The sequence below is a fragment of the Mycobacterium sp. TY815 genome, assembly GCF_030755135.1.
GTDB lineage: Bacteria > Actinomycetota > Actinomycetes > Mycobacteriales > Mycobacteriaceae > Mycobacterium.
The window spans coordinates 2,662,306-2,683,607 of sequence record NZ_JAUFRX010000001.1; the positions used below are offsets into that span (position 1 = coordinate 2,662,306).

At 68.1% G+C, this 21,302-nt stretch carries 24 protein-coding genes; 9 read left to right on the forward strand and 15 right to left on the reverse strand.

The window, feature by feature from the left end; translation table 11 throughout:
• Positions 1-30: 30 nt before the first annotated feature.
• From QXK92_RS11370 to QXK92_RS11380, 3 genes are read left to right on the forward strand one after another with little or no spacing between them, the layout of a single operon-like run.
• Positions 31-1,059 (forward strand): Rieske 2Fe-2S domain-containing protein, encoded by a 1,029-nt coding sequence (locus QXK92_RS11370; protein ID WP_306241723.1) that lies wholly within the window; start codon positions 31-33, stop codon positions 1,057-1,059.
• Positions 1,056-2,135: a dihydrodipicolinate reductase gene (locus tag QXK92_RS11375; RefSeq protein ID WP_306241724.1), complete on the forward strand. Its 1,080-nt coding sequence runs from the start codon at positions 1,056-1,058 to the stop codon at positions 2,133-2,135. The genes QXK92_RS11370 and QXK92_RS11375 overlap by 4 nt, the downstream gene beginning before the upstream one ends.
• Positions 2,136-3,218 (forward strand): dihydrodipicolinate reductase, encoded by a 1,083-nt coding sequence (locus tag QXK92_RS11380; RefSeq protein WP_306241725.1) that lies wholly within the window; start codon positions 2,136-2,138, stop codon positions 3,216-3,218. It begins immediately after the preceding gene.
• Here the strand turns inward: QXK92_RS11380 and QXK92_RS11385 are convergent.
• From QXK92_RS11385 to QXK92_RS11400, 4 genes are read right to left on the reverse strand one after another with little or no spacing between them, the layout of a single operon-like run.
• Positions 3,195-3,647 (reverse strand): universal stress protein, encoded by a 453-nt coding sequence (locus QXK92_RS11385; protein WP_306241726.1) that lies wholly within the window; start codon positions 3,645-3,647, stop codon positions 3,195-3,197. The two genes, QXK92_RS11380 and QXK92_RS11385, sit on opposite strands and share 24 nt — an antisense overlap.
• A gap of 44 nt (positions 3,648-3,691) precedes the next feature.
• Positions 3,692-4,702 (reverse strand): NADP-dependent oxidoreductase, encoded by a 1,011-nt coding sequence (locus tag QXK92_RS11390; protein ID WP_306241727.1) that lies wholly within the window; start codon positions 4,700-4,702, stop codon positions 3,692-3,694.
• Complete coding sequence (locus QXK92_RS11395) at positions 4,699-5,673, reverse strand: LLM class F420-dependent oxidoreductase (protein ID WP_306241728.1); 975 nt, start codon at positions 5,671-5,673, stop codon at positions 4,699-4,701. Before QXK92_RS11395 ends, QXK92_RS11390 begins: the two co-directional genes overlap by 4 nt.
• Positions 5,670-6,797 carry an acyl-CoA dehydrogenase family protein gene (locus QXK92_RS11400; RefSeq protein WP_306241729.1) on the reverse strand — a complete coding sequence of 376 codons (1,128 nt, stop codon included), beginning with the start codon at positions 6,795-6,797 and terminating at the stop codon, positions 5,670-5,672. Before QXK92_RS11400 ends, QXK92_RS11395 begins: the two co-directional genes overlap by 4 nt.
• Positions 6,798-6,876: 79 nt before the next feature.
• Between QXK92_RS11400 and QXK92_RS11405 the strand changes: the two genes are divergently transcribed.
• The 4 genes from QXK92_RS11405 to QXK92_RS11420 all read left to right on the forward strand — a co-directional run bounded on the left by QXK92_RS11405 (position 6,877) and on the right by QXK92_RS11420 (position 8,791).
• The gene (locus QXK92_RS11405; protein ID WP_306241730.1) at positions 6,877-7,344 is read left to right on the forward strand and encodes a helix-turn-helix domain-containing protein; all 468 of its coding nucleotides are present in this window, start codon (positions 6,877-6,879) and stop codon (positions 7,342-7,344) included.
• 72 nt (positions 7,345-7,416) lie between these two features.
• Positions 7,417-7,758, forward strand: a complete 342-nt coding sequence (locus tag QXK92_RS11410) for a hypothetical protein (RefSeq protein ID WP_306241731.1) — start codon at positions 7,417-7,419, stop codon at positions 7,756-7,758.
• A 159-nt stretch (positions 7,759-7,917) separates the two neighbouring features.
• A complete protein-coding gene (locus QXK92_RS11415; RefSeq protein ID WP_371934155.1) occupies positions 7,918-8,286 on the forward strand; it encodes a DUF4189 domain-containing protein in 369 nt (122 codons plus the stop codon).
• A 64-nt stretch (positions 8,287-8,350) separates the two neighbouring features.
• Positions 8,351-8,791: a hypothetical protein gene (locus QXK92_RS11420; protein WP_306241733.1), complete on the forward strand. Its 441-nt coding sequence runs from the start codon at positions 8,351-8,353 to the stop codon at positions 8,789-8,791.
• Positions 8,792-8,803: 12 nt separating this feature from the next.
• Here QXK92_RS11420 and QXK92_RS11425 read toward each other — a convergent pair whose 3' ends face one another.
• Together QXK92_RS11425 and QXK92_RS11430 are read right to left on the reverse strand one after the other, a co-directional pair.
• Positions 8,804-9,058, reverse strand: a complete 255-nt coding sequence (locus tag QXK92_RS11425) for a hypothetical protein (RefSeq protein ID WP_306241734.1) — start codon at positions 9,056-9,058, stop codon at positions 8,804-8,806.
• A gap of 8 nt (positions 9,059-9,066) precedes the next feature.
• Complete coding sequence (locus QXK92_RS11430) at positions 9,067-9,966, reverse strand: oxygenase MpaB family protein (protein WP_306241735.1); 900 nt, start codon at positions 9,964-9,966, stop codon at positions 9,067-9,069.
• A gap of 83 nt (positions 9,967-10,049) precedes the next feature.
• On the opposite strand from QXK92_RS11430, the gene QXK92_RS11435 reads away from it, so the two are divergent.
• Positions 10,050-10,274: a hypothetical protein gene (locus tag QXK92_RS11435; RefSeq protein ID WP_306241736.1), complete on the forward strand. Its 225-nt coding sequence runs from the start codon at positions 10,050-10,052 to the stop codon at positions 10,272-10,274.
• A 5-nt stretch (positions 10,275-10,279) separates the two neighbouring features.
• Here the strand turns inward: QXK92_RS11435 and QXK92_RS11440 are convergent, their stop codons facing one another.
• The 4 genes from QXK92_RS11440 to QXK92_RS11455 form a co-directional block, all read right to left on the reverse strand.
• Positions 10,280-10,669, reverse strand: a complete 390-nt coding sequence (locus tag QXK92_RS11440) for a VOC family protein (protein WP_306241737.1) — start codon at positions 10,667-10,669, stop codon at positions 10,280-10,282.
• Positions 10,666-11,562 carry a lytic transglycosylase domain-containing protein gene (locus QXK92_RS11445; RefSeq protein WP_306241738.1) on the reverse strand — a complete coding sequence of 299 codons (897 nt, stop codon included), beginning with the start codon at positions 11,560-11,562 and terminating at the stop codon, positions 10,666-10,668. Before QXK92_RS11445 ends, QXK92_RS11440 begins: the two co-directional genes overlap by 4 nt.
• 152 nt (positions 11,563-11,714) lie before the next feature.
• The gene (locus tag QXK92_RS11450) at positions 11,715-12,209 is read right to left on the reverse strand and encodes an LppP/LprE family lipoprotein (RefSeq protein WP_306241739.1); all 495 of its coding nucleotides are present in this window, start codon (positions 12,207-12,209) and stop codon (positions 11,715-11,717) included.
• A 105-nt stretch (positions 12,210-12,314) separates the two neighbouring features.
• A complete protein-coding gene (locus tag QXK92_RS11455) occupies positions 12,315-13,103 on the reverse strand; it encodes a spirocyclase AveC family protein (RefSeq protein ID WP_306241740.1) in 789 nt (262 codons plus the stop codon).
• Positions 13,104-13,248: 145 nt separating this feature from the next.
• On the opposite strand from QXK92_RS11455, the gene QXK92_RS11460 reads away from it, so the two are divergent.
• Positions 13,249-13,893 carry a TetR/AcrR family transcriptional regulator gene (locus tag QXK92_RS11460; protein WP_306241741.1) on the forward strand — a complete coding sequence of 215 codons (645 nt, stop codon included), beginning with the start codon at positions 13,249-13,251 and terminating at the stop codon, positions 13,891-13,893.
• A 22-nt stretch (positions 13,894-13,915) separates the two neighbouring features.
• Here the strand turns inward: QXK92_RS11460 and QXK92_RS11465 are convergent, their stop codons facing one another.
• From QXK92_RS11465 to QXK92_RS11485, 5 genes are all read right to left on the reverse strand, one after another.
• Complete coding sequence (locus QXK92_RS11465; protein WP_306241742.1) at positions 13,916-17,437, reverse strand: PE family protein; 3,522 nt, start codon at positions 17,435-17,437, stop codon at positions 13,916-13,918.
• Between the two features lie 136 nt (positions 17,438-17,573).
• Complete coding sequence (locus QXK92_RS11470; RefSeq protein WP_306241743.1) at positions 17,574-18,215, reverse strand: TetR/AcrR family transcriptional regulator; 642 nt, start codon at positions 18,213-18,215, stop codon at positions 17,574-17,576.
• Positions 18,216-18,222: 7 nt separating this feature from the next.
• Positions 18,223-19,041 carry an NAD(P)-dependent oxidoreductase gene (locus QXK92_RS11475; protein WP_306241744.1) on the reverse strand — a complete coding sequence of 273 codons (819 nt, stop codon included), beginning with the start codon at positions 19,039-19,041 and terminating at the stop codon, positions 18,223-18,225.
• Positions 19,038-19,841 carry an SDR family oxidoreductase gene (locus QXK92_RS11480; protein WP_306241745.1) on the reverse strand — a complete coding sequence of 268 codons (804 nt, stop codon included), beginning with the start codon at positions 19,839-19,841 and terminating at the stop codon, positions 19,038-19,040. Before QXK92_RS11480 ends, QXK92_RS11475 begins: the two co-directional genes overlap by 4 nt.
• Entirely contained in the window at positions 19,838-21,292 is a 1,455-nt protein-coding gene (locus QXK92_RS11485) for an aldehyde dehydrogenase (protein ID WP_306241746.1), read from the reverse strand. Before QXK92_RS11485 ends, QXK92_RS11480 begins: the two co-directional genes overlap by 4 nt.
• Positions 21,293-21,302 lie beyond the last annotated feature (10 nt).

Below are 21,302 nucleotides of genomic sequence, written 5' to 3' on the forward strand. Positions count from 1 at the left end.
CTTGATGATCGGATCGAGAGGACCGCATGCATGGCGAAGCCGCCTTTGTCGATGAAACCCACCGGCTGGTTTCAGGTCGCGTGGTCCGACGAGATCGGCGTCGGCGCTGTTCACACCATGAAGTACTTCGACCAGGAACTGGTCGCCTGGCGCGCCGACTCCGGTCGGCTCACGGTGATGAACGCCTACTGCGAGCACCTGGGCGCCCATCTCGGCTACGGCGGCAAGGTTGTCGGCGAGGTGCTGCAATGCCCGTTCCACGGCTGGCAGTGGAGCCAACAGGGCCGCAACGTCTGCATCCCGTATCAGGACCGTCCCAACAAGGGGCGCCGCATACGCACCTATCCCGTGGTGGAGCGCAATGACTCGGTGTACATCTGGCACGACATCGACAGCCGCGCACCGTTTTTCGAAGCACCCGACATCTTCGCCGACTTCGGCGACGGCCGTTCGCGCGCCGACTACTACCCGCAGCAACGACTCTTCCAACCGGGGTTGGAGTTGCACCCGCAGTACGTGCTGGAGAACGGTGTCGACTTCGCCCACTTCAAGTACGTCCACAACACGCCGATCGTCCCGATCTTCACCCGGCACGACTTCGACGAACCGGTGTCCTACGTCGACTTCACCATCACCTTCGAAGGTGACGACCAGCAGAGCATCGAGGATGTCCGCAGCGGCGTCGAGGCGATCAACGGCGGACTCGGGGTGGCCGTCACCCGCAGCTGGGGCATGGTCGACAACCGCACCATCTCGGCGATCACACCGGTCGACGAGCGCACGTCCGACGTCCGGTTCATGGTCTACATCGGCCGGGTTACCGGCAGGGACGACGAACGCGCCGAAACCAAGGCCCGCATGTTCGGCGAGGAGGTGATCCGGCAGTTCTCCCAGGACGTGCACATCTGGTCGCACCAGCGCTATTCCGACCCACCCGCCCTGGCGAACGCGGAGTACGAGGGGTTCACCGCGATCCGCAACTGGGCCAAGAATTTCTATCCCGATGGAAAGGGCGGCACCGCCGCCGAACTCAGCAACTCCGGAAAGGCACCCGCATGACGTCCCCGATCAAGGTCTTCCAGGTCGCCACCGGCAACGTCGGCTCCGAGATGATCAAGCGCATCGCCGCTCATCCGGACCTGGAACTCGTTGGAGTGCACTGTTACTCACCGGAGAAGGTCGGCCGCGACGTCGGCGAGCTGGTCGGACTGGCGCCCAACGGCGTCACGGCGACCGGCAGCGTCGAGGAGATCATCGCCGCGAAGCCCGATGTGCTGACATTTCATGGCGTGTTCCCCGACGAGGACCTCTACGTGAAAGTGCTTGAGGCCGGGATCAATATCGTCACCACCGCGGACTGGATCACCGGCTGGCACCGCGACCGCAACCATCCGCACCACTCAGGCAAACCGGTCACCCAGCTACTGGCCGAGGCCTGCGCGAAGGGCGGCTCGACGTTCTACGGGACGGGCATGAACCCCGGCGTCAACCAGATCCTCGGCGTGGTGTGTTCGGCCGATGTGGCCGAAATCGAGAATGTCACCACCATCGAGTCGGTCGACGTGTCGTGCCATCACTCCAAGGACACCTGGATCGAGGTGGGTTACGGCTTGCCCGTTGATGATCCGTCCATCCCGGGAAAGTTGGAGAAGTACACCCGCGTCTTCGCCGACAGCGTGCTGATGATGGCCGACTGCTTCGACCTGCAACTCGACGAGGTGAAGTTCGGTTACGAACTCGGCGCCTGCACCAAGGACGTCGACCTGGGCTGGTACACCCTGCCCAAGGGCTCGCTGGGCGGCAACTACATCAAGTACCAGGGCATGGTGGACGGCGTTCCCCGGGTCGAGACGCACCTGGAGTGGCAGATGACCCCGCACACCGACCCCAGCTGGGATATCAAGGGCTGCTACATCACTCAGATCAAGGGCGACCCGTGCATCTACAACAAGCACATGATCTTCCCCAAGCCCGGCGTTGATCTGTCGAACCCGGACAACTTCGCATCCATCGGCATGACAGTCACCGGGTTGCCTGCCCTGAACTCGATCAAGTCGGTGGTCGCCGCTCCCCCAGGGCTGATCACCAGTGCCGACCTGCCACTGCGCGCGTTCGCGGGCCGGTTCGCGATCTAGATGCTCCGCGTCATCGCCTGGGGCACCGGCGCCGTGGGCCGTGAGATGCTCACGGCCATCATCGATCACCGCCACGACATGCGCATCGTCGGCGCCCGGGTCTATTCAGCGGACAAGAACGGTGTCGACGTCGGCACCCTGGCCGGCCGGGATCCCATCGGCGTCGCCGCCACCACCGACGTCGACGACATCCTGGCTCTCGACGCCGATTGCGTGCTGTACACGCCCCGCCTGGCCCGCCTTGACGAGGTGTGCGCCCTGCTGGGGAGTGGCAAAAACGTTGTCACGACGGCCTTTCTATTCCACCCGCACCGCATCCCGCCCGCCGACCGGGACCGGCTGGCGACGGCGTGTAAGACCGGCGGAACCTCGATACACGGCAGCGGACTCAATCCCGGCAACCTGTCGGGCGTCCTGCCCCTGGCCCTGTCCGGGATGAGCCGCACCATCGACAAGATCACCCTGCAGGAGCGCGCGGACTGGTCGGTGTACGAAAGCACCTCGATCACGTTCGACAACATGGCTTTCGGTCAGCCGGTCGATCGGATCAGCCCCACCGCAAGCGAATTCCTGGCCTTCAACAGCTCGATCTTCGAGAATCAGGTCTGGTTCCTCGCCGACGAGTTGAACGCCGGCATCGACGAGGTGGTCACGGAAGTCGACGCGGTGCCCGCCCGGGAGGATCATCAAATCTTCGAGCATCTGCTGCGCGCCGGAACCACCGCCGGTCAACGCTGGACATGGTCGGGCCGGCGCGACGGAGAGACGCTGATCGAGATCGAGGCGTTGTGGACGGTCGGCGGCGAGTATCCCCCGCACTGGCCCAAACCCGAGCACGGCTGGACGCTGACCATCGAGGGCGACCCATCCATGCGAGCCCACTTCTTCGCGCTGGCCAGCTTCACCCGGGCTGCCGACATGGCCGAGCATGTGCGCTCGGCCAGCGTCGCCACCGCCATGCAGGTGCTCAACGCCGTACCAGCGGTGTGCGCCGCCCCGGCCGGGTTCGCGACCAGTGCCGTCCTGCCACTTGTACGCAGCCACACAGGGTTTGGGAACTCAGCCGTCCGTCTCGACGACTAACACCTCGGTCTTCGCCTTCCGTTCGACCGCCTTCGGGACCGATCCGATGACCTTGCCGACGATCGAATTGGCGCCGACGTTGCCGACCACCAAGAGGTCGGCGTTGACGTCTTCGGCCAACTGCACCAGCGCGTCCACCGGCACGCCTTCCACGGCGCGCTCCTCGACGTCGGAGGCTCCGGCCTCCTTGGCCCGGTCGGCCGCGGCCCGCAGCATGTCGTAGACAGGTGCGTTGCCCTGAGTGCGGTACTCCACGGTACGAAGCTGATCCGGGTCCGTGCCGCCCCGGTCACCATCCCCGTCGAGGAACGCCGAAGCCACGATCAGCTTCGCCCCGGATTCGGCCGCAATCGCCGCAGCGCGATCGACCGCGCGGAACGACGTATCCGACCCGTCAGTGCCGACTACCACGACCTGGTATTTGCCCATACCAGGTATCTAGCCGTCGTCGGCGCAAATCAAACACCTCGGCGTCAGGAATCGAGTGCCAGGATCAGTTTGCCAGTGTTGTCGCCCCGGAACAGTCCGAGCAGCACCTCGGGAAAGTCGGCTACGGTGCCCTCGATAATCTGTTCCCGCGAACGCAACTCGCCGGTGCGCAGCCAATCCGCAAGCTGCACAACCCCTTCGCGGTAACGATCGGCGTAGTCGAAGATGACGAAGCCGGTCATGGAGGCCCGAGCGACCAACAGCTGCATATAGTTCGCCGGACCACGCAATTCATCGCTCGCGTTGTATTGCGAGATGGCACCACAGATGACGACGCGGGCACCCCGGGCCAGCCGGGACAACGCGGCTTCGAGGGTGGCGCCCCCGACGTTGTCGAAGAAGACGTCGATGCCGTCCGGCGCGTGCGTTCTCAACTGCTTGCGCAAGTCGCCCGCCTTGTAGTCGATCGCGGCATCGAAGCCGAGTTCCTCGACCAGCCAGCGGCACTTGTCCTCACCACCCGCGATGCCGATAGACCGGCACCCCTTGATGCGGGCGATCTGGCCGGCGCTGCTGCCCACCGAACCGGCGGCGCCCGAAACGACCACAGTCTGGCCCGGCTGCGGCCTGCCCACGTCGAGCAGCCCGAAGTAGGCGGTCAAACCGCTGATGCCCAGTGCACCGAGGTGCACCGGAGCCGGCGCCAACGTGGTGTCGACCGGGGTGACGTCACGGCCGTCCGAGACCGCGTAGCGCTGCACCCCGAAGGTGCCGAACACCTCGTCGCCGGTGGCGAAATCCGGGTGCCGCGACTCGACGACGCGCCCGATGCCGCCGGCCCGCATCACCTCGCCGATCTCCACCGGCGCCACATAGGACCGTCCGGCGTTCATCCAGGTGCGCATTGCCGGATCGACCGACAGGTACTCGACCTGCACGAGGAACTCGCCCTCCCCCGGCGTCGGGACGGCTTCGTCGCCGATCTGCCAGTCGGAGACTTTCGGCAGTCCGACCGGACGGGCAGCCAGCCGGCACACGGTGTTGACGGGCGTCATGGCATCTCCTGACTCAAGGCGGTGAGAACCCTGCGGCCGCCGGGATCTTCGGCGGTCGACGGGACCACCGCGACGCAGTCGGCGCCCGCGTCCCGGTAGGCGCGGATGCGCTCGGAGATCCGCTTCGCGGGACCCAGGGCGCAAACGGTGTCGAGCAACTCGACGGGAATCGCGGAAGCCAGTTCGCGGCGGGAGACGCCGGTCCGGGCCCGCTGCACCAGATCGCCGAATCCCAACGCGCCGAACATCTCTCCATATCCGGGTGGCGCCAGGTAGACGCCGAGTTGACCGGCCAGCTGTGCGTGCGCGGCGGGGCCGGGATCGACTGCGACCGGCACCCACACCGTGAGACGAGGCGCGGGCCGTCCGCCCGCGGCGTGGTCGACGGCGTGACGCACCTCGGCCACCCGCGCGGGCGACGCGAGGTTGAGCACCACTTCGTCGGCCTGTTGCGACCCCAGCGCGATCATGCCGGGGCCGAACGCGCCCAGAGCGATTCGCGCCTCCGGGACGGGATTGCGCAACCGGAAACCATGGCTGCTGACGTGCCGGCCGGCGTAATCGACGCGCTCGCCGGCCAGCATCGGTCGCAGGCATTCGATGGTTTCTCGCATGACCGGGACGTGGTGAGCCCAGCCGCGGTTGTGCCAGCCGGTCACGATCGCCGGGCTGGAGGCTCCCAGGGCGAGGTCGACGCGGTTGCCGGTGAGGGAGGCCACGGTGCTCACACCGAGCGCCAGCGTCACCGGGCCACGGACACCGACGGCCAGCGGGCCGACCTTCAGCGGCAACTCCGACGCGCGCAGCCCGATCGCGGTCGCCAGGGCGAACGCGTCATAGGTGGCCATCTCCCCGATCCAGAGGGCCTCGAAACCACAGGAACCGGATTCGGCCACCGTCCGTGCGATCTCCAATGCCTCACGGTCCGGCCGGTCGAGCCAAAACGGAAGGACAACTTCGAGTTTCGTCACAGCATCGAGGTGTCGGCGTGCTGCTCGAGCAGCAGGCGGCCGGGCAGTTCGCGGGACGCTTCATTCACCTGGAAGTGGGCGGTCGCGGTGAATGCGTCGCGGAACCGGCGCTGCAGCGGCGAGGTGTCGTAGATGGCGGTGCCGCCGGCCAGGTCGTACATACTGCGCACCACGTCGGCGGAGGTGCGGGCGGCGTGCGTAGCCGCCAGCCGCAGCCGGTTTCGCAGGGCCACCGGAACACGATCGGGGTCCTGGCTGGCCTGCCACGCGGTTTCGGTCGCCTCGTAGTACCACGCGCGGGCCGCACCCAGTGCCGACTCCGCCGTCGCCACCGCGGCCTGGGTCGCCGGACGCTCTGCCAGGGTGCGCGTCGACCCGAGTCCCTTTTTGCCCCCGGCCAACTCGACGAGATCGTCGATAGCCGCACGGGCATTGCCCAGCGCCGCCGCGGCGACCGACAGGGCGAAGAAACCGAACACGGGAAAGCGATACAGCGGACGGTCGACGGCCGGCCCGTCGAACACCGAGAGCACCCGGTCGGCGGGCACGAAGACCTCCTCGGCGACGGTGTCGTGGCTGCCGGTGCCGCGCAGCCCCAGGGTGTGCCAGTTGTCGAGCACCCGCAAGTCTTCCTTGGGCAGCGCGACCACCGCGGGCACCCGGCTCTCGTCCACGAAACAACCCGCAAACAGCATGTCCGCGTGCGTGATTCCGCTGCAGAAAGGCCAGCGCCCGGACACGACCACGCCCCCGTCGACGGCCTTCGCCTTACCCCGCGGTGCCCACACCCCGGCGGCGACGCCTCGTCCACCGCCGAACATCTCCTCGCGCGCGGCTTCGGGCAGGTAGGCCACCAACAGCGCGCTGGTAATCGCGATCGACACGCACCAACCTGTCGCCGCATCACCCCGCGCGATCGCCTCCGCACACCGCAGTGCCGTGGGCGGCGACAGTTCCAGTGCATCGACCTCGCGTGGCATGGTGGCGCGCAACAGGCCGGCCTCGTTGAGGCGGGCCACGAGCTCGGGCGGAAGCCTGCGCTCCCGGTCGATCTCGGGCGCCATGTCACGGGCCGACAGCGCGATTTTCTCGGCAAGGACCTCTGGGGTGTCTGCGTGATTCATCGGCGGCTCCCGGTGCTGATGTCGTGCGGTCAAGGTATCACGTGCAGTTCAGTAATTGAACCGGTACAGTAACTGAACTATGACGTCCGCCGACCTGTCCCACCGCTTCGAGGGGGAATCGGTCGGCCGGGCGCTGGAATTGGTGGGCGAACGCTGGACATTGCTGATCCTGCGCGAGGCGTTCTTCGGGGTGCAGCGGTTCGGCCAGCTCGCCCGCAACCTCAGCATTCCGCGGCCGACGTTGTCGTCGCGGCTACGCATGCTCGTCGACGCGGGGCTTCTCGAGCGGGTGCGCTACTCGCAGGATCCGGAGCGCTACGAGTATCACCTGACCGAGGTCGGCCACGATCTCTTCGGCGCGGTCGTGGTATTGATGCGATGGGGCGACCAGCACCTGCCCAACCCGGACGGGCCGCCAATCCTGTTGCGGCACCAGGTTTGTGGTGAGGTCGCCGATCCGCGGCTGATCTGCGCACACTGCACCGAGGAAATCACCGCGCGCAATGTGACTCCTGAGGCGGGACCGGGTTTCTCAGCCCCGGCGTAAGGGGCGGCGGCACGCCGAGAATTGTGACTTTGGTCCCTACCCCCATGGGGTATGCGCCGTCACACTGGCATTATGACGCACGTTCCAGAATCTGCCGAACCGACCACCGGGACAGAGCAGTTGGGTCACCCGCGTTTCGCCGATCGACACAGCCGGCTCGATCATGCCTGGACCGTTGTCAGCATCACCGCCGGGGTCGTTTTCATCGTGGCGGTGATCTTCTTCTCGGGATTCTTTCTGGGGCGTAGCACATCCGGCCCCTACGGCGTGCACCGCGGCTACGGCGGCGAGACGGGGAGCACGTGCCCGATGATGGGTTCCGGCGGGGGCACCGGACCCGGGATGATGGGCCCGGGCGGCTCGATGGAGCCCCGGCAATCGACTGGCCCATCGCCATCAGTCCCCCACCCCTGACGCGAGAAATATTGACGCCCAGAGCAATTAGCTTCCGCATGCCGCGCGTCTCACCAGATCTGAACCCACAAGTAGTTCGAGAAGGGAGTTCAGATGAGGAATAAGCGTCGCCACCGAATCGCGTTCACCGTTGCCAGCGTAGGGGCTACAGCGGGCCTGATGATCGTCGCGCTTCCGCTGGTCGGGCAGGTGGGCGCCGATCTCGACAACGCTGCGGTCGCGGAGATGGGCATGCGGCCGGAAATGCCCGTCCCGCATGTGATGCGCTATGGCGCAATCGCCTACGCGCCGAGCGGCGCCTGGGGCCGATCGCAGGGTTACTCGGTCAAGGCCAAGGCAGAGCAAGTGGCGTTGCAAAACTGCGGCCAGAAGGACTGCCGAGTGATCATCAGCTTCAACCTCTGCGGCGCAGTGGCTTCCGACGGTTCGAATTACCAAGGTGGAACCGGTTACACCCGTGCAGCCGCGGAAGCCGACGCCCTGGACCGCCTCGGCGGCGGCCAGATCGTCAACTGGGTGTGCAACTGAACCGTGTATTGCGTCCCGCCGAGTCTCCTTGCATGCTGAACCGGGAAACCCGAGGAGGCACGGCATGATTCGCGCGGCAGTCGCAACGGCGTTCACCTTGTTCGCGGCCGGTATCGCTGCGCCCGCGATCGCCGATCCCGGTGCGGGTCGCCAGTACGTGAGAACCCAGTCCGGCGCGGTACGGTGCATCGTCATCTCGGCCGAACTGAACGACGGTGACTCGATGGTCACCTGCGAACACGGCCCGGGCTTTCCGCAGGCACCGGTAGGTCCGTACGGCGAACACTTCGACGAGGCCGTGATCCGGGCATCGGGCGCCTTCAGCTGGAACAACGCCAATCTCGGTGGCGGCGGCACGCCGCAGAACGACCTGGTGCTGAACTACGGCCAGACGTACCACGTGCTCGGCTGGACGATCGTTGCGAGCAGCGACGGCACCCGCTTCACCAATGGCGGCACCGGCCACGGTATGTTCGTCAGCATCGATAACGTCAAATCGTTTTAGGCACAGCGTTATTCACTGCTTCGCCGGGCACGCTGCGGCGATCTGCAACGACGCCGGCCACAGCGCTGCCGCCGCACCGAACGCCGCGACGTCCGCACCCACCGGCGAGACTGTCGCGATTCGCATCCTGATCTGCTCGACCTGACCGGGGTGCAGAGACGCCCACAGGAAGCCGACCACCAGATATGGGATCGCCAGCCACACGGCGATCTCGATGAGCGCGCCCACACTGAGCTGATAGTTCAGCACCCGACGCAGTCGCTCCATGCCCGGCCTCAGATCAGCGGACGGTGCCGTCGTACCCGGCGGCGCATGTCGGCGAGCAGCAGCTGACTGGCGCCCTGGCGGATGAACGGCGGCAGAAACCGGTTGACGAAGGCAACGAGAAGAAACAGCCGTTCGAATCGGCGCTGCTGCGCGTCGCTCCAGGAGATGTCGAGCGCGTCGCGAAAAACCGGGGCGAGAAAGCCGGCGGTCAGGAACTTCAGCAGCCGATGGAACGGAAGGCGCAGCAGCGGATTGACCATCTGCAGGTCGATGAGATTGCGCAGGTAATCCGCCACGACGTCATCGATCACCACGTGCCGGCATGCATCAATCCAGTACGCGTCGAATGCTTTTCGGGTCGGCGGCCATTGATCCTCGCGGACCTGCAAGGTGGTGCCCAGTGTCGCCGCCGAGCGGTAGAACTGTTCGGCCTGATCCTCGGTCATCGGCCCGCGCAGCAGTTGATAGGTGTCTTCCAGCCCGACGAACAGGCAGGCGGCCACCCACATCTGCAGGTTGCGGTCAAAGGCGTTGTAGCGCACCGGACTCTCGGCTGTGGACCTGACGTGTCGATGCGCACCGTCGACCGCGGCACGGAACGCATGGCGGTCGTCCGGCGACCCGAAGACCGCCACGGCCAGATACTGGAACGTGGTGCGCGCCCGCTTCCACGGGTGCTTGAGCAGGTTGCCCGAATCGACCGTGGATTCCACGACCCCATGGCCCACCTCGGGCCAGGACAACTGCATGATCACATTCGCCGCACCCGCGGCGAATGCCCAGAAGTCCATCGCCTCGCCGACGTCCACCTGCCCGCTGCTCCAGCGGGCTGTATGCCGGGCCACATGGATCCGCGTGTCGTCGAGCGACAGCAACTGCGGTTGCGCCCCGCCATGCGAAACAGCCATAAGCCACCCCCGGACCCAGGAATCGCCATTAACATAGCACTGCGTCATCACCGGCCGGGCCGCATTTCGAACAGGGGGTACCGATGCTGACAAAACTTCGCAGCGTGCTGGAGTACAAGCTGACCATCGCCGAACTGCTCGGCCTGGCGGTCATGCTCGGGGTCCCGTATCTCGTCGTGGGAGTGGTCTGGTCCTCGAGCCACACCGATCACCTCAGCCAGATGCACGGCGCCGACCTGGTCGTGTCCTACCTGGGTTCGATCGTGTCCTGGCCGGTCCTGCTGTTCTCCAACGTGTGCATGACCTGAGCGCCTCAGCCGGTCAGTTGTGCGATCTGAATGAGGTTTCCGCATGTGTCGTCGAACACCGCGGTGATCACCGGTCCCATGGCGACAGGTTCCCGGGTGAAGCGCACGCCGAGACCGGCAAGCCGCTCGTATTCGGCCCGGGCGTCGGCGACGGCGAAAGACGTGAAGGGGATGCCGTCGGCAACCAGTGCTGCCTTGAAGGGCTTGACCGCCGGATGGGCGTCGGGTTCCAGCACGAGTTCGACGCCGTCCGGATCTTCCGGTGACACCACGGTGATCCAGCGTGCGCCGCCCATCGGGATATCGGCCTTCGGCGTGAAGCCGAGAACCTCGGTGTAGAAGCGCAGGGCCTTGTCCTGGTCGTCGACGAGGATGCTGGTGAGATTGATTCTCATTGGGGATGACCGGCCAGGTAGTCGCCGACGGGAATCCGCTCGGAGGCGAAGTAACCGACAGGCAGCAACACGTCGCCCGAGGTCGTCAGGTAATACACGTCCCAGCGGTGGTAGCCGGGCAGGACGGCGGGATCGGCGGCGATCGCCGCGGCGTAATCCTTCACCGCTCCGACGTAGTGACTGGAATGGTTGTAGCTGTAGACGGCGCCGTCGCGATTGCCCGCGAAGCCGTTGGCGGCGAGCATGCGCCCGGCGGCCATGATGCTGTCGCGCGGGGAGTGGATGTCGCCACCCTCGGCGTACGCGGCGAAGGTCGACGGCAGGAACTGCATGGGCCCCTGCGCGCCGGCGGTGCTGACGCCGTTGATGCGGCCGAAGTCGGTCTCGACCATGTTGATCGCCGCGAGGTAGTTCCAGTCGACGCCGGAGGCCGCCGCGGCGGCCTGATAGTCGGCGACGAGTTCGCCCAGTGGTGCCGGCGCGTCGATGCGCCAAGCAGGCAGGGTGGGTTTGGCTTCTCCGGCGTTCAGGGCCATCAGGTGGTGGCGCGCGTCGACGTTCAGGTCGTAGATCCCGACGAGCGAGGCCGGGATGACGGGCCGGATGATCGGCTCCCACTCGGGGTGACGTCCGATGGCGCGGTAGGCGGCCTGCTGACGAAGGGCGGCCGCCTGCAGCACCGCATCCGAGGAGGACGGGTCGCGCAGCGCCTGCTCGTCGGACACCAGGTCGCGGGCCAGCAGCGCCGGCTCGGCAGCCAGCGCCGGCTGCCAGGGCAGCGGAGCCGCCGAAGCTCGTCCTGGCGCTGCCAGCGCGGCGATTGCGACCAAAATTGCTGCACTGTAACGCAATAACCACGTTTGCCAGCAACCACCCCGGTGGCGCACAACCATATTCTCGACCTTCAGACATACGAACCGACATCGTCGGCCCGTGCGGGCATTCCGCTCTACATCTTGTCCGCTGCGCGCCGTTTGACCAAGCTAAGGCAGCAGCAACCCGTCTGCAGGACGATATGCGCCAGCCGCTTGTCGATCTTCATCGCTCACCAGGCGGGAGCCGGGTCCAACATCGCGACGTGGTCGTTCTGCCATTGGTATCGCACGGTGGTGATCGGTCCCGGGCATGCCGTGCAGACCTCCCTGCCGTCCTTGTAGTCCAAGGCGACGGTGTCATCGGTGGTCTTGGCCGCATTCAAGCTGGTGAATGCATACGCCTTCAACGTCGCCACGCCGGCGTAACTGCCCTTGTGGAACAGCAACGCCATGTCGGGCGAACTGCCGGTGGCACCGACGACGGTGACGATGACCGTCGACAGCGTTGCGCACGGGTTGTAGTTGCTGCTCGGGTCGAAACTCTTGACGTTGTGATCCCACGCGGAGCCCTCCGGCAGCGCGGGTAACGAACCGAGCGCCGTTTCGATCTGGGGCGCATTCAGGTTCACCCCGCACGTCGACGTCGGATCGGCGCGAGCGGGCGATGCCAGCGGATTCAACACACAGAGCGCGGCGATCAGCGCGCTCAGGACAACTGCTCGCATCGAAACACTGCCTCCTTCTCGGCTGCAGTCAATCGTCGCGCTGTTTCCATCCCAGCTGGTAGGACCGCGATGACATTGTGTCGAAGAAGTGACCAACGCGCCGGGTTAGCGCGCGGGCTGATTGGGCACGCCGGGGAACAGCTGCTCGGTCGGGCCCGACGTCACCCAGCCACCCAGTTTCGTCACCAGGTGAGGCGCAAAGACGGCCCCGTACATGAGGTTTCCGGCGATCACCACGGCCGCGACGGAAAGCAGCGCAGACTGCCGGGAACTCGTCGACCGTTTGTCAGCCCACGCTTCGATGACGTTTCGGCCTTCGGAGTCGGTGCGCCCGAGCAGGTAGGTGAAGACCATCATCTGCACACCCATCGCCAGCGAGTCGTAGATCGGGTACTGGTGCCGCGTCCCTTCGAAGACAGCAAGGCCGGGGATGACATAGCCGTAGTAGAAGACACCCAGGCGGGCGCCGACGAACGCGTTGAAGACGAAGGCCCAGCAGAAGCCGACGACGAGGCCGACCGTGAGGAGCGTGAGGGGTCTTCTCCAGCCGAACCGCCGGCTGATCCGCTGCCCGAGGAAGGCGCCGATCGTGGCCGGCAACACGAAATAACCGATGTAGCCCACGGGCACCGACGACGGCAGTCCGCCCCACGTCATGTTCAGCGGCCACCACGACGGCATCCGCGGGAGAGCCGGCGGGAACTGCGCATACATCGCCCAGTCGTAGGGCGCTTCGATCCAGGAAAACGAGATCGCCGAGATGCACAGCAACAACAGCGGGTGCAGCCGCCGGCGGCGAACGCTCAGGTAGACGCCGGCCGCGGTGAACAGGATGCCGCTGCCCCAGCCGAAGATGACCGCGCCGGTGAGCAGCGGCGTCAACCCCGTGCTCATCGCCGGGCTTCGGGATCGAAGTAGCAGACCACGCCGTAAATGACGACGATCAGCCCGACCAGCGTGCCGAGCATGATGACTGCGCCCACAATTAATAGTGGACACTATCTTAATCGTGCGGTCAACCGGACTATCGTCGAAAGCCGTGTCCCAGCGCCCTTCTGAACGCGGGCCTGCCGCGGTCCGCCGGCCGCGCGGCGAACCGCGCCGACTGCTGCTCGATGCGGCCCGGGAACTGTTCGCGCGCAAGGACTACCGCAGCACCACCACCCGCGAGATCGCCGCGGCCGCCGGGGTCACCGAATATCTGCTCTTCCGCAACTTCGGTTCCAAGGCAGGCCTATTCCGGGAAGCCCTGGTCGTTCCCTTCACCAGCTTCGTCGACGATTTCGGCCGGACCTGGCAACAGATGGTGCCGGAGGAGACCGACGAGGACGAGCTGGCGCGCCATTTCGTCGGACAGCTCTACGACGTGATCGTCGAGCACCGCGGCTTGCTGGTGACCCTTGCCGCCTCGGAGGCCTTCAGCGAAGAGGACTTCGCCGATGCCGGTATCGCCGACATCCGGCAAGCCATCGCGGTGCTCGGGCAGATCAGCAGCGAAGGTATGCGGTTGCGAGGACTGCGCTCCGCGCGGCCCGAACTGCCCGCGCACTCCACGGTGGCGATGATCGTCGGCATGGTGGCATTGCGGTCGGCCTTCTTCGGCGCCGAGCAACCCTCACGCGACGCGATCGTCGAGGAACTGGTACAGGCCAGCCTGCACGGATTTCTGCACCGGCACAGCTGAATTGGCGAGCGACCGGGCTGCGTCAGGTCAGCAGCCCGGTGAAGCCGTTGAGCCCGTTGACACCGATCCGCGGCCCGGCCGCGCCGCCCTGACCGCCCGCACCGACGGTACCGGGGGCCGCGGTGTCCCCGCCGTTGCCGCCGTTGCCTCCGTTACCGATCTGTCCAGCGCTGCCGCCCATACCGCCTTTGCCGCCGACGCCGTTGACACCGGTGAGTTCGGGGGCGTTGCCGCCCGCGCCACCAGCACCGCCGAAGCCGACGATCCCCGGCGCCGCACCGCCGTTACCGCCGTTACCGCTGACAGCGAGAACGCCCACCGCGCCGGCACCGCCGGCACCGCCGATCCCATTGAACGCCCCGGCCCACCCGCCGTTACCGCCGCTGCCGCCGATGCCGATGAGGCTGACCCCACCGCCACCGCCCGCGCCCCCAGACCCGCTGAACAGGGCATTGCCTCCGGCACCGCCCACGCCACCGACACCATTGCCCGTGACGCCGCCGCTCCCGCCGGCTCCGCCGTTGCCGAGCCATTTGGCGTAGCCGCCGGCCCCCCCGGCCCCACCGTCGGATATGGCGCCGGCCCCGCCTGACCCGCCCGCTCCGCCGTCGCCGAATCCGAGTGCGTTTCCACCCGCCCCGCCGGTCCCGCCGGTGAAGACACTGGCTCCGCCGGATCCACCCGCACCGCCCCGGCCGAAAAAGCGGCCGCTGTCGCCACCGGCACCACCGGCCCCGCCGAAGCCGTTGGAACTGGCCCCACCGGCCCCGCCCGTGCCACCGTTGCCGAACATCGTGCCCGCGCCGCCGGCCCCACCGGAACCGCCCCCCAGGGTGCTGCTGGCCCCACCCGTCCCTCCGGTCCCGCCGTTGCCGAATACCCCGGCGACCCCGCCGTTTCCGCCGGCGCCGCCGACGCCGTTGATGCTGCCGCCGCCGAGGCCGCCGGCACCCCCGTTGCCGATCAAGCCCGCTGCGCCGCCGACACCGCCGGCACCGCCGGTCCCGCCGGGTGCGCCATTGCTGGCTCCGCCGGCGCCGCCGGCACCGCCGGCGCCGTAGAGTGCACCCGCCGCCCCACCGCCGCCGCCCGTCCCGCCGTCGCCGCTGGTGGAGCCGCCGAGCCCACCCGCACCACCGACGCCGCCGGTGCCGGTCAGCGGGCTGGCACCGCCGAGTCCGCCGGTCCCGCCAACCCCGGTCACACCGCCCGCGCCGCCGGCTCCACCGGCTCCGCCGTACCCGCCGAACAGCCCGCCTTGGCCGCCGTATCCGCCCGCACCGCCCGCGCTGCCCAGGGCACCCGCGCTGCCGCCGGTACCGCCGGAGCCGCCCGCCCCGTACAGCAGACCGCCGAATCCGCCGTTACCGCCGAACCCGCCGGGTCCGGTTGTAGTGCTCGCGCCTCCGGCCCCGCCGGAGCCGCCCGCGCCGAAAGGCCCGGCGTTGCCGCCATGACCGCCCGACATGTTGGCAGCACCGGAACCGCCTGCGCCACCGTCGCCGAACAGCCAGCCACCAGGCGTGCCGTCAGCTCCGCTGCCCGCTGCGCCGGGCGTGCCATTGCCGATCAACGGTCGCCCGGTCAGAGTCTCGAAGGGCGCATTGACCGCGTTCAGAAGCTGTTGTTGCGCGGTGTGCAGCGGCGAGGTGCTCGCTGCGGCGTTAAATCCGTCCAGACCCAACAGCAGCCCGCCAGTACCGCCGACACCGGTGCTGCCCGTGGTGTCACCGGTCCCGCCGACACCGGCGTTGCCCCCGTTCCCGATCAGCGCACCGCTGCCGCCGGCCCCGCCGGAACCGCCGGCCCCGGCACCGGCGCCCCCGGCGTTTCCTTGCCCGCCGGCCCCGCCGGCCCCGCCACTGCCGATCAGCAAAGCACCCTTGCCGCCGGCTCCGCCGTTGCCACCGGCCGCGGCTTCGCTCACTCCGCCGGCGCCGCCGACCCCGCCGGCACCGTTCACCGCGCCGCCGGCCCCACCGCTGCCGCCGTTTCCTCCGGGTCCCGCCTCGCTGAATCCGCCGGCGCCGCCCGCGCCGCCGGAACCGCTGAATGCGGTGCTGCCCCCGGCCCCGCCGTCACCGCCGCTACCGGCGTTGCCGCTGCCGCCGGCCCCGCCGGCCCCGCCGGTGCCGAACCCGATCGCGTTGCCTCCGGCCCCGCCGTTACCGCCGGTAGCCGAGCTGGCACCGCCGATGCCTCCCACACCGCCGGCGCCGAAGACAAACCCGCCGCTACCACCGGCACCGCCGACTCCGCCGGCTGCGGAAACGCTGGCACCACCCGCACCTCCCGATCCGCCGTCGCCGAACACCCCGCCGGCGCCGCCGGCACCGCCCACCCCCCCGACGTTGCCCACACTGCCGCCGCCGGCACCACCGGTGCCGCCCATTCCTACGAGCAATCCCGCGCCGCCGGTCCCGCCGGCACCGCCGACGCCGAAGTTGCTGCCGCCACCGGCACCACCGGCTCCGCCATCACCGAACACCCCGCCGGCTCCACCAGCGCCGCCGGCTCCGCCGGCGCCGGCCAAGGTGCCGCCACCAGAACCGCCCGCGCCGCCGTCGCCGAACAGCGCACCAGACCCACCGACCCCACCGGCGCCACCGTTGCCGACCACGTTGCCGGCGCCGCCGGCACCACCGGCACCCGCGGTGCCGTACAACGCGCCGGCCGCGCCGCCGGCCCCACCGGCCCCGCCGTTGCCGCCGCCCAAGCCCGCGATGCCGCCGTTCCCGCCGTTGCCGCCATTGCCGAACAACGGGCTGGCGCCGCCGCGGCCGCCCATACCGCCGGCGCCGTTGGAGCCACCATCGCCACCGGCCCCACCGGCCCCGCCGTAGCCGCCGAACAGCCCGCCGACACCGCCGGCCCCGCCGGTGCCGCCGGCGATGCCCAGAGCCCCGCCGGGGCTCGCGCTGCCGCCGACGCCGCCCGCCCCGCCGGTGCCGTACAACAAGCCACCGGCTCCACCGGCCCCGCCTACTCCACCGACGCCGCCGGCAACCGCACCCCCGCCGGCCCCGCCGGCACCCCCGGCGCCGAATAGGCCTGCGGCCCCACCGGCCCCGCCATTCTGGCCCGCCGCGCCGGACCCGCCGGCTCCGCCGTTGCCGAACAGCAAACCGCCGGCTCCGCCGGCCGCACCGGTTCCCGGCGCGCCGTTCGCCCCGTTGCCGATCAGCGGACGCCCGAAGAGACCCTGCGCGGGTGCATTGACGACATTGAGCAGTACCTGCAGCAAACCATCCAGCGGTGCGGCACTGGCGACCTCCGCAGTCGCATAGGCGCCTGCACCCGCATTCAGAGCCTGCAGGAACTGGCCGTGGAAGGCCGCCGCCTGCGCGCTGACCGCCCGGTATTCCTGCGCGTGCGAACCGAACAGGGCGACGATGCTCACCGACACTTCGTCGGCCGCCGCTGCCAGCAGGTCCGTCGTCGCGCCCGCTGCGGCCGCATTGGCGGTGCTGAGCGCCGAACCAATGCCGGCCAGATCCGAAACGGCCGCTTCCAACATTGACGGCGCCGCAATAACAAATGACATGACATCTCCCGAATACGACCAGCCCGATAGGTCCGAACAAGAAAACGTCACGGCTCCCGAATACCGAACCGCAGAAACGGAGAATAGCGCCATCTGAACCGAACATTCGGGTTTTCCCGAATTCAATATTTGCGGATTATCGCGAGAGCAGTTGCTGCGTTTCCGCGGACGCGGGCGCGGCAAGAAATCCCGCGAGACCGTCTACCACGCCCGCAACGAACAGTGCGAAAGGCACCACGGCGTCGTTGCGCCGAATCGCGCGCTCGCGTTCGGCAGCGAGGTGCACGGCGAGATCCTGCGCCTGCTGAATCCGTAGCGAGCGCGCCGGCTCCGGAATGTGCCCCAGCAGGCGCTGCATCCCGGAAACGAACTCGTCCTGTGACTTCATGGCATCGGATTGGCGCAGGAATACCTCCACCTGGCCGGTTCGCTGCAATTGATCGATGAACGACACGTAAGAACTGTCCGGGGATTCCGCCAACTCGATCAGCGGGACGATATGTGCCTCCAATTGCGCTCGAAGATCGTCGGGGCGTGCCCGGGCCCGCAACAATGCCCGGCGCTGCATGAGGTCGCCGAGGCGGTAGGTGAAGATCGCGCGCAGCAGATCATCCTTGGAACCGAAGTGGTACCGGATGGCCGAGTTGTTCGAGGAGCCGGCCTCGACCGAGATCTGCCGCAGCGAGACGCCGGCGAGCCCGTGTTCGGCGAACAGCCGCTCGGCCGCCAGCAGCAGCTGCAGGGCGGTTGCCGGAAGGGGGCCGTTCCGTGGACTCACCGTCAGATCATTGCGCATTGAGGCGCTTCATCGCGTCGACGGTGTTGGCCGCAACCTGGACGACCTCGGCGGAATCACGACCGGCCAGGTCCGCGAGCAGGTCGACGTCCTTGGCCAGCAGGGAACCCGCGAGTTGAGCCATCACCGCCAGGCTGTGTCCGGAATTGCCGATCACTTCGGCCGCGTAACTGCGGCCGCTGCCCTTCGACAGCACCGTGTTGAGGGCGTCGTTGTCTACGCCGAGCCGGTCGGCCAGAGCGAAGACGCTGGCGGCCAGTCCCAGATGCGCACTGAACAGCGCGTTGTTCAGTAGCTTCGCCGCCTGCCCGGCACCCAGACCCCCAAGGTGCACAAGCGGATTCGCGAATGTCGCCAGCACCGGCCGGCAGCGGTCGACCACGTCGCCGTCGCCGCCGAGCATCACCAGCAACGCCTTTGCCGCAGCCATGTGCCCGCCACCGGACACCGGGGCGTCGACGACATGCAGATGCGGGAAGTCGGCTTGCAGGCGCCGGCAAGTGTCCGGGTGGACGGTGCTGTGAATCACGACGATGCCACCGGCCGCCATCCCGGCCAGCGCGCCCTCGTCGCCGCGCAGTACCTCGTCGACGTCCGCGTCACCAACGACACAGAGGCACAACACATCCGAGGCAGCACCGAGCGCCCGACGATCGGATGCCACCGCGGCACCGGTGCCGGCAAAGGGTTCGACCGACTCGGGGCGGCGCGCCCATAGCGTCGTCGGGAACCCGTCCTCGACAATCCGCCTTGCCATCGGGCCGCCCTGTGACCCCAGACCCACGAAACCGACCCGCAAACCGCTCATCCCTGCGCCTCGATGGTCGCCCGGATGTAGGCCTCGATATCGGTGGCGCGCTGCATGAGTGCATCGTGCACCTCCGGAGCCGTCACCACCAGGAAGCGCCCGGCCTCCACCGCGTCGGCCGTCAGCTTCCCGACATCGTCGGCGCCAACGATCTGGTGCGCCGGCGCGCGCGGGGTCGGCGCCGCATCCCCGTACACCGTGATGCCTTCCAGGATGTTGGTGATCACCCCGGAAGGGCAAAGGCAGGTGACACCAACGCCTTTGGGCCCAAGATAGGCCGCCAGCGCCTCGGAGAGCCCGACGATGGCGTGCTTGGACGCCACGTAGGGCAACCGGTCGAAGCCGTACGCGAGCAATCCCGAGGCCGACGCGGTGTTGATGACATGACCGCTGCCCTGCGCGATCAGTCCCGGCAGGAAAACCCGGTTGCTGCGCGCAATGCTGAACAGGTTGACGTCGATGGTGCGGGTCCACGCCTCCTCGGGCAACGTTTCGGGCGCGCCGATCGCCAGGACGCCCACATTGTTCATCACCACGTCGACCCGGCCGAACCGCCGCAGGGCGGCGTCGCGCAGTTGCTCGAGCTCCGCTTCCACCGTCACATCCGCGCGCAACCCGATCGCCGGCCGGCCCAGCGCGGTGAGCTGGTCGACGACCTCGGTGACCCGCTCCTCCGACAGATCGCCCACCACCACGGAAGCCCCACGACCGGCGAATTGCAGGGCGGTCGCGCGGCCGATGCCGCTGCCGGCACCGGTGAGCACCGCGACCGCGCCGTCCAGACTCAACGGCCTGCTCATGCGATGCCGACCGCCTTGGTGCGCAGGAACTCGAACAGTCCCTCCTCGCCACCTTCGCGGCCGTATCCGGAGATGCCCACTCCGCCGAAGGCGAGTTCGCAGCCGGTGACCGGGCTGGCACCGTTGACGTAGACACCACCGGCCTTGAGCGCGGACACCATTCGCTGCACCCGGCCGACGTCACGCGTGTAAACGTAAGCGGCAAGGCCGTATTCGGTGCAGTTCGCCATCTCGATCGCCTGTTCCTCGGTCTCGAACCGCATCAGCGAGAGCACCGGCCCGAACACTTCGACCTGTCCGAGTTCGGAAGCCGGGTCCACGTCGCCGAAGACGGTCGGCTCCACGAAGAAACCCTGGGACAGATAGTCGGGAATCCCACCGCCGGCCAGCAACTTCGCGCCGTCGGCCTGCGCTCGCCCGATCATCGCCAGGATCCGCTGTTGCGCCTGCCGGGTCACCACCGGGCTGATGAGCGTCGCCGGGTCGAACGGGTCGCCACATCGCATGCCGGAGACCATTGCGACAACCCGATCCACGACGTCGTCGTAGACGTCGTCGTGCACGATCATGCGCGACGGGATCGCGCATCCCTGACCGGCCAGGGTGCCCAACACGCTGAAGGTGTTGACGGCGACCGCCGTATCGAGATCGGCATCGGGAAAGAGCACATTGGCGGACTTGCCGCCGAGCTCGAGGACGGCCGGTTTGAGGTATTCCGCGCAGGTGGCCAGGATCGTGCGCGCGGTGGCCGGACCACCGGTGAAACTGACCTTCTGCACCAGCGGGTGGCGTACCAGCGCATCCCCCGTGTCGGCTCCGCCGAGCACGAGATTGACCACGCCATCAGGGATTCCGGCTTCCCTGATGAGCCCCATCAGGTGTTCGGTCGCGTACGGAGTCAGCTCGGAGGGCTTCATGACCACGGTGTTTCCGGCGGCCAGTGCGGGAGTGAGTTTCATGCCGACCGAGACGACCGGGCCGTTCCAGGTCAGGATGATGCCGACGACGCCGTAGGGTTCGGGCAACGAGTAGGCGAGTTCGCGCTGGTTGGCCGGGAACGAGGTGACGCGGCCTTCCACCTTGTCGGCCCAGCCGGCGTAGTAGGCCGTCCAGTTGACCATGATCCCGACGAGCGGTTGGCCCATTCCGGCGGTCATTCCGTTGTCCAGCACCGAAAGCCGGGCGATTTCGGCGGTGTCGCGCTCCATGAGTTCGGCCAGCCGGCGCAGGACGCGGGCCCGTTCCGCGGGCCGCCATGCCCGCCACTCCCCGTACGCCCGGTGCGCCGCCTGCACCGCGGCGTCGACGTCGTCCGGGCCGGCCAGCGGCACCGGACCCTGCACTTCCCCGGTCGGGGGATAGACGTGGTGGTGCACGCCGCCCGAGCCGCTGGTGCGGGCCTCTCCCCCGATGTGCAGATGCACGACGGGAACACTCAGGTCGACGGTCATCGCATCCTCC

Excerpts from the sequence above, each read along its gene's own strand:
- QXK92_RS11415 (WP_371934155.1), top strand. The coding sequence starts at position 7,918 with ATGATCGTCGCGCTTCCGCTGGTCGGGCAGGTGGGCGCCGATCTCGAC.
- QXK92_RS11375 (WP_306241724.1), top strand. The coding sequence starts at position 1,056 with ATGACGTCCCCGATCAAGGTCTTCCAGGTCGCCACCGGCAACGTCGGC.
- QXK92_RS11465 (WP_306241742.1), bottom strand. The coding sequence starts at position 17,437 with ATGTCATTTGTTATTGCGGCGCCGTCAATGTTGGAAGCGGCCGTTTCG.
- QXK92_RS11385 (WP_306241726.1), bottom strand. The coding sequence starts at position 3,647 with ATGGGCAAATACCAGGTCGTGGTAGTCGGCACTGACGGGTCGGATACG.
- QXK92_RS11455 (WP_306241740.1), bottom strand. The coding sequence starts at position 13,103 with ATGAGCACGGGGTTGACGCCGCTGCTCACCGGCGCGGTCATCTTCGGC.
- QXK92_RS11410 (WP_306241731.1), top strand. The coding sequence starts at position 7,417 with ATGACGCACGTTCCAGAATCTGCCGAACCGACCACCGGGACAGAGCAG.
- QXK92_RS11380 (WP_306241725.1), top strand. The coding sequence starts at position 2,136 with ATGCTCCGCGTCATCGCCTGGGGCACCGGCGCCGTGGGCCGTGAGATG.
- QXK92_RS11425 (WP_306241734.1), bottom strand. The coding sequence starts at position 9,058 with ATGGAGCGACTGCGTCGGGTGCTGAACTATCAGCTCAGTGTGGGCGCG.
- QXK92_RS11440 (WP_306241737.1), bottom strand. The coding sequence starts at position 10,669 with ATGAGAATCAATCTCACCAGCATCCTCGTCGACGACCAGGACAAGGCC.
- QXK92_RS11420 (WP_306241733.1), top strand. The coding sequence starts at position 8,351 with ATGATTCGCGCGGCAGTCGCAACGGCGTTCACCTTGTTCGCGGCCGGT.
- QXK92_RS11475 (WP_306241744.1), bottom strand. The coding sequence starts at position 19,041 with ATGAGCGGTTTGCGGGTCGGTTTCGTGGGTCTGGGGTCACAGGGCGGC.
- QXK92_RS11480 (WP_306241745.1), bottom strand. The coding sequence starts at position 19,841 with ATGAGCAGGCCGTTGAGTCTGGACGGCGCGGTCGCGGTGCTCACCGGT.
- QXK92_RS11450 (WP_306241739.1), bottom strand. The coding sequence starts at position 12,209 with ATGCGAGCAGTTGTCCTGAGCGCGCTGATCGCCGCGCTCTGTGTGTTG.
- QXK92_RS11390 (WP_306241727.1), bottom strand. The coding sequence starts at position 4,702 with ATGACGCCCGTCAACACCGTGTGCCGGCTGGCTGCCCGTCCGGTCGGA.
- QXK92_RS11485 (WP_306241746.1), bottom strand. The coding sequence starts at position 21,292 with ATGACCGTCGACCTGAGTGTTCCCGTCGTGCATCTGCACATCGGGGGA.
- QXK92_RS11400 (WP_306241729.1), bottom strand. The coding sequence starts at position 6,797 with ATGAATCACGCAGACACCCCAGAGGTCCTTGCCGAGAAAATCGCGCTG.
- QXK92_RS11405 (WP_306241730.1), top strand. The coding sequence starts at position 6,877 with ATGACGTCCGCCGACCTGTCCCACCGCTTCGAGGGGGAATCGGTCGGC.
- QXK92_RS11430 (WP_306241735.1), bottom strand. The coding sequence starts at position 9,966 with ATGGCTGTTTCGCATGGCGGGGCGCAACCGCAGTTGCTGTCGCTCGAC.
- QXK92_RS11370 (WP_306241723.1), top strand. The coding sequence starts at position 31 with ATGGCGAAGCCGCCTTTGTCGATGAAACCCACCGGCTGGTTTCAGGTC.
- QXK92_RS11435 (WP_306241736.1), top strand. The coding sequence starts at position 10,050 with ATGCTGACAAAACTTCGCAGCGTGCTGGAGTACAAGCTGACCATCGCC.
- QXK92_RS11445 (WP_306241738.1), bottom strand. The coding sequence starts at position 11,562 with ATGGTTGTGCGCCACCGGGGTGGTTGCTGGCAAACGTGGTTATTGCGT.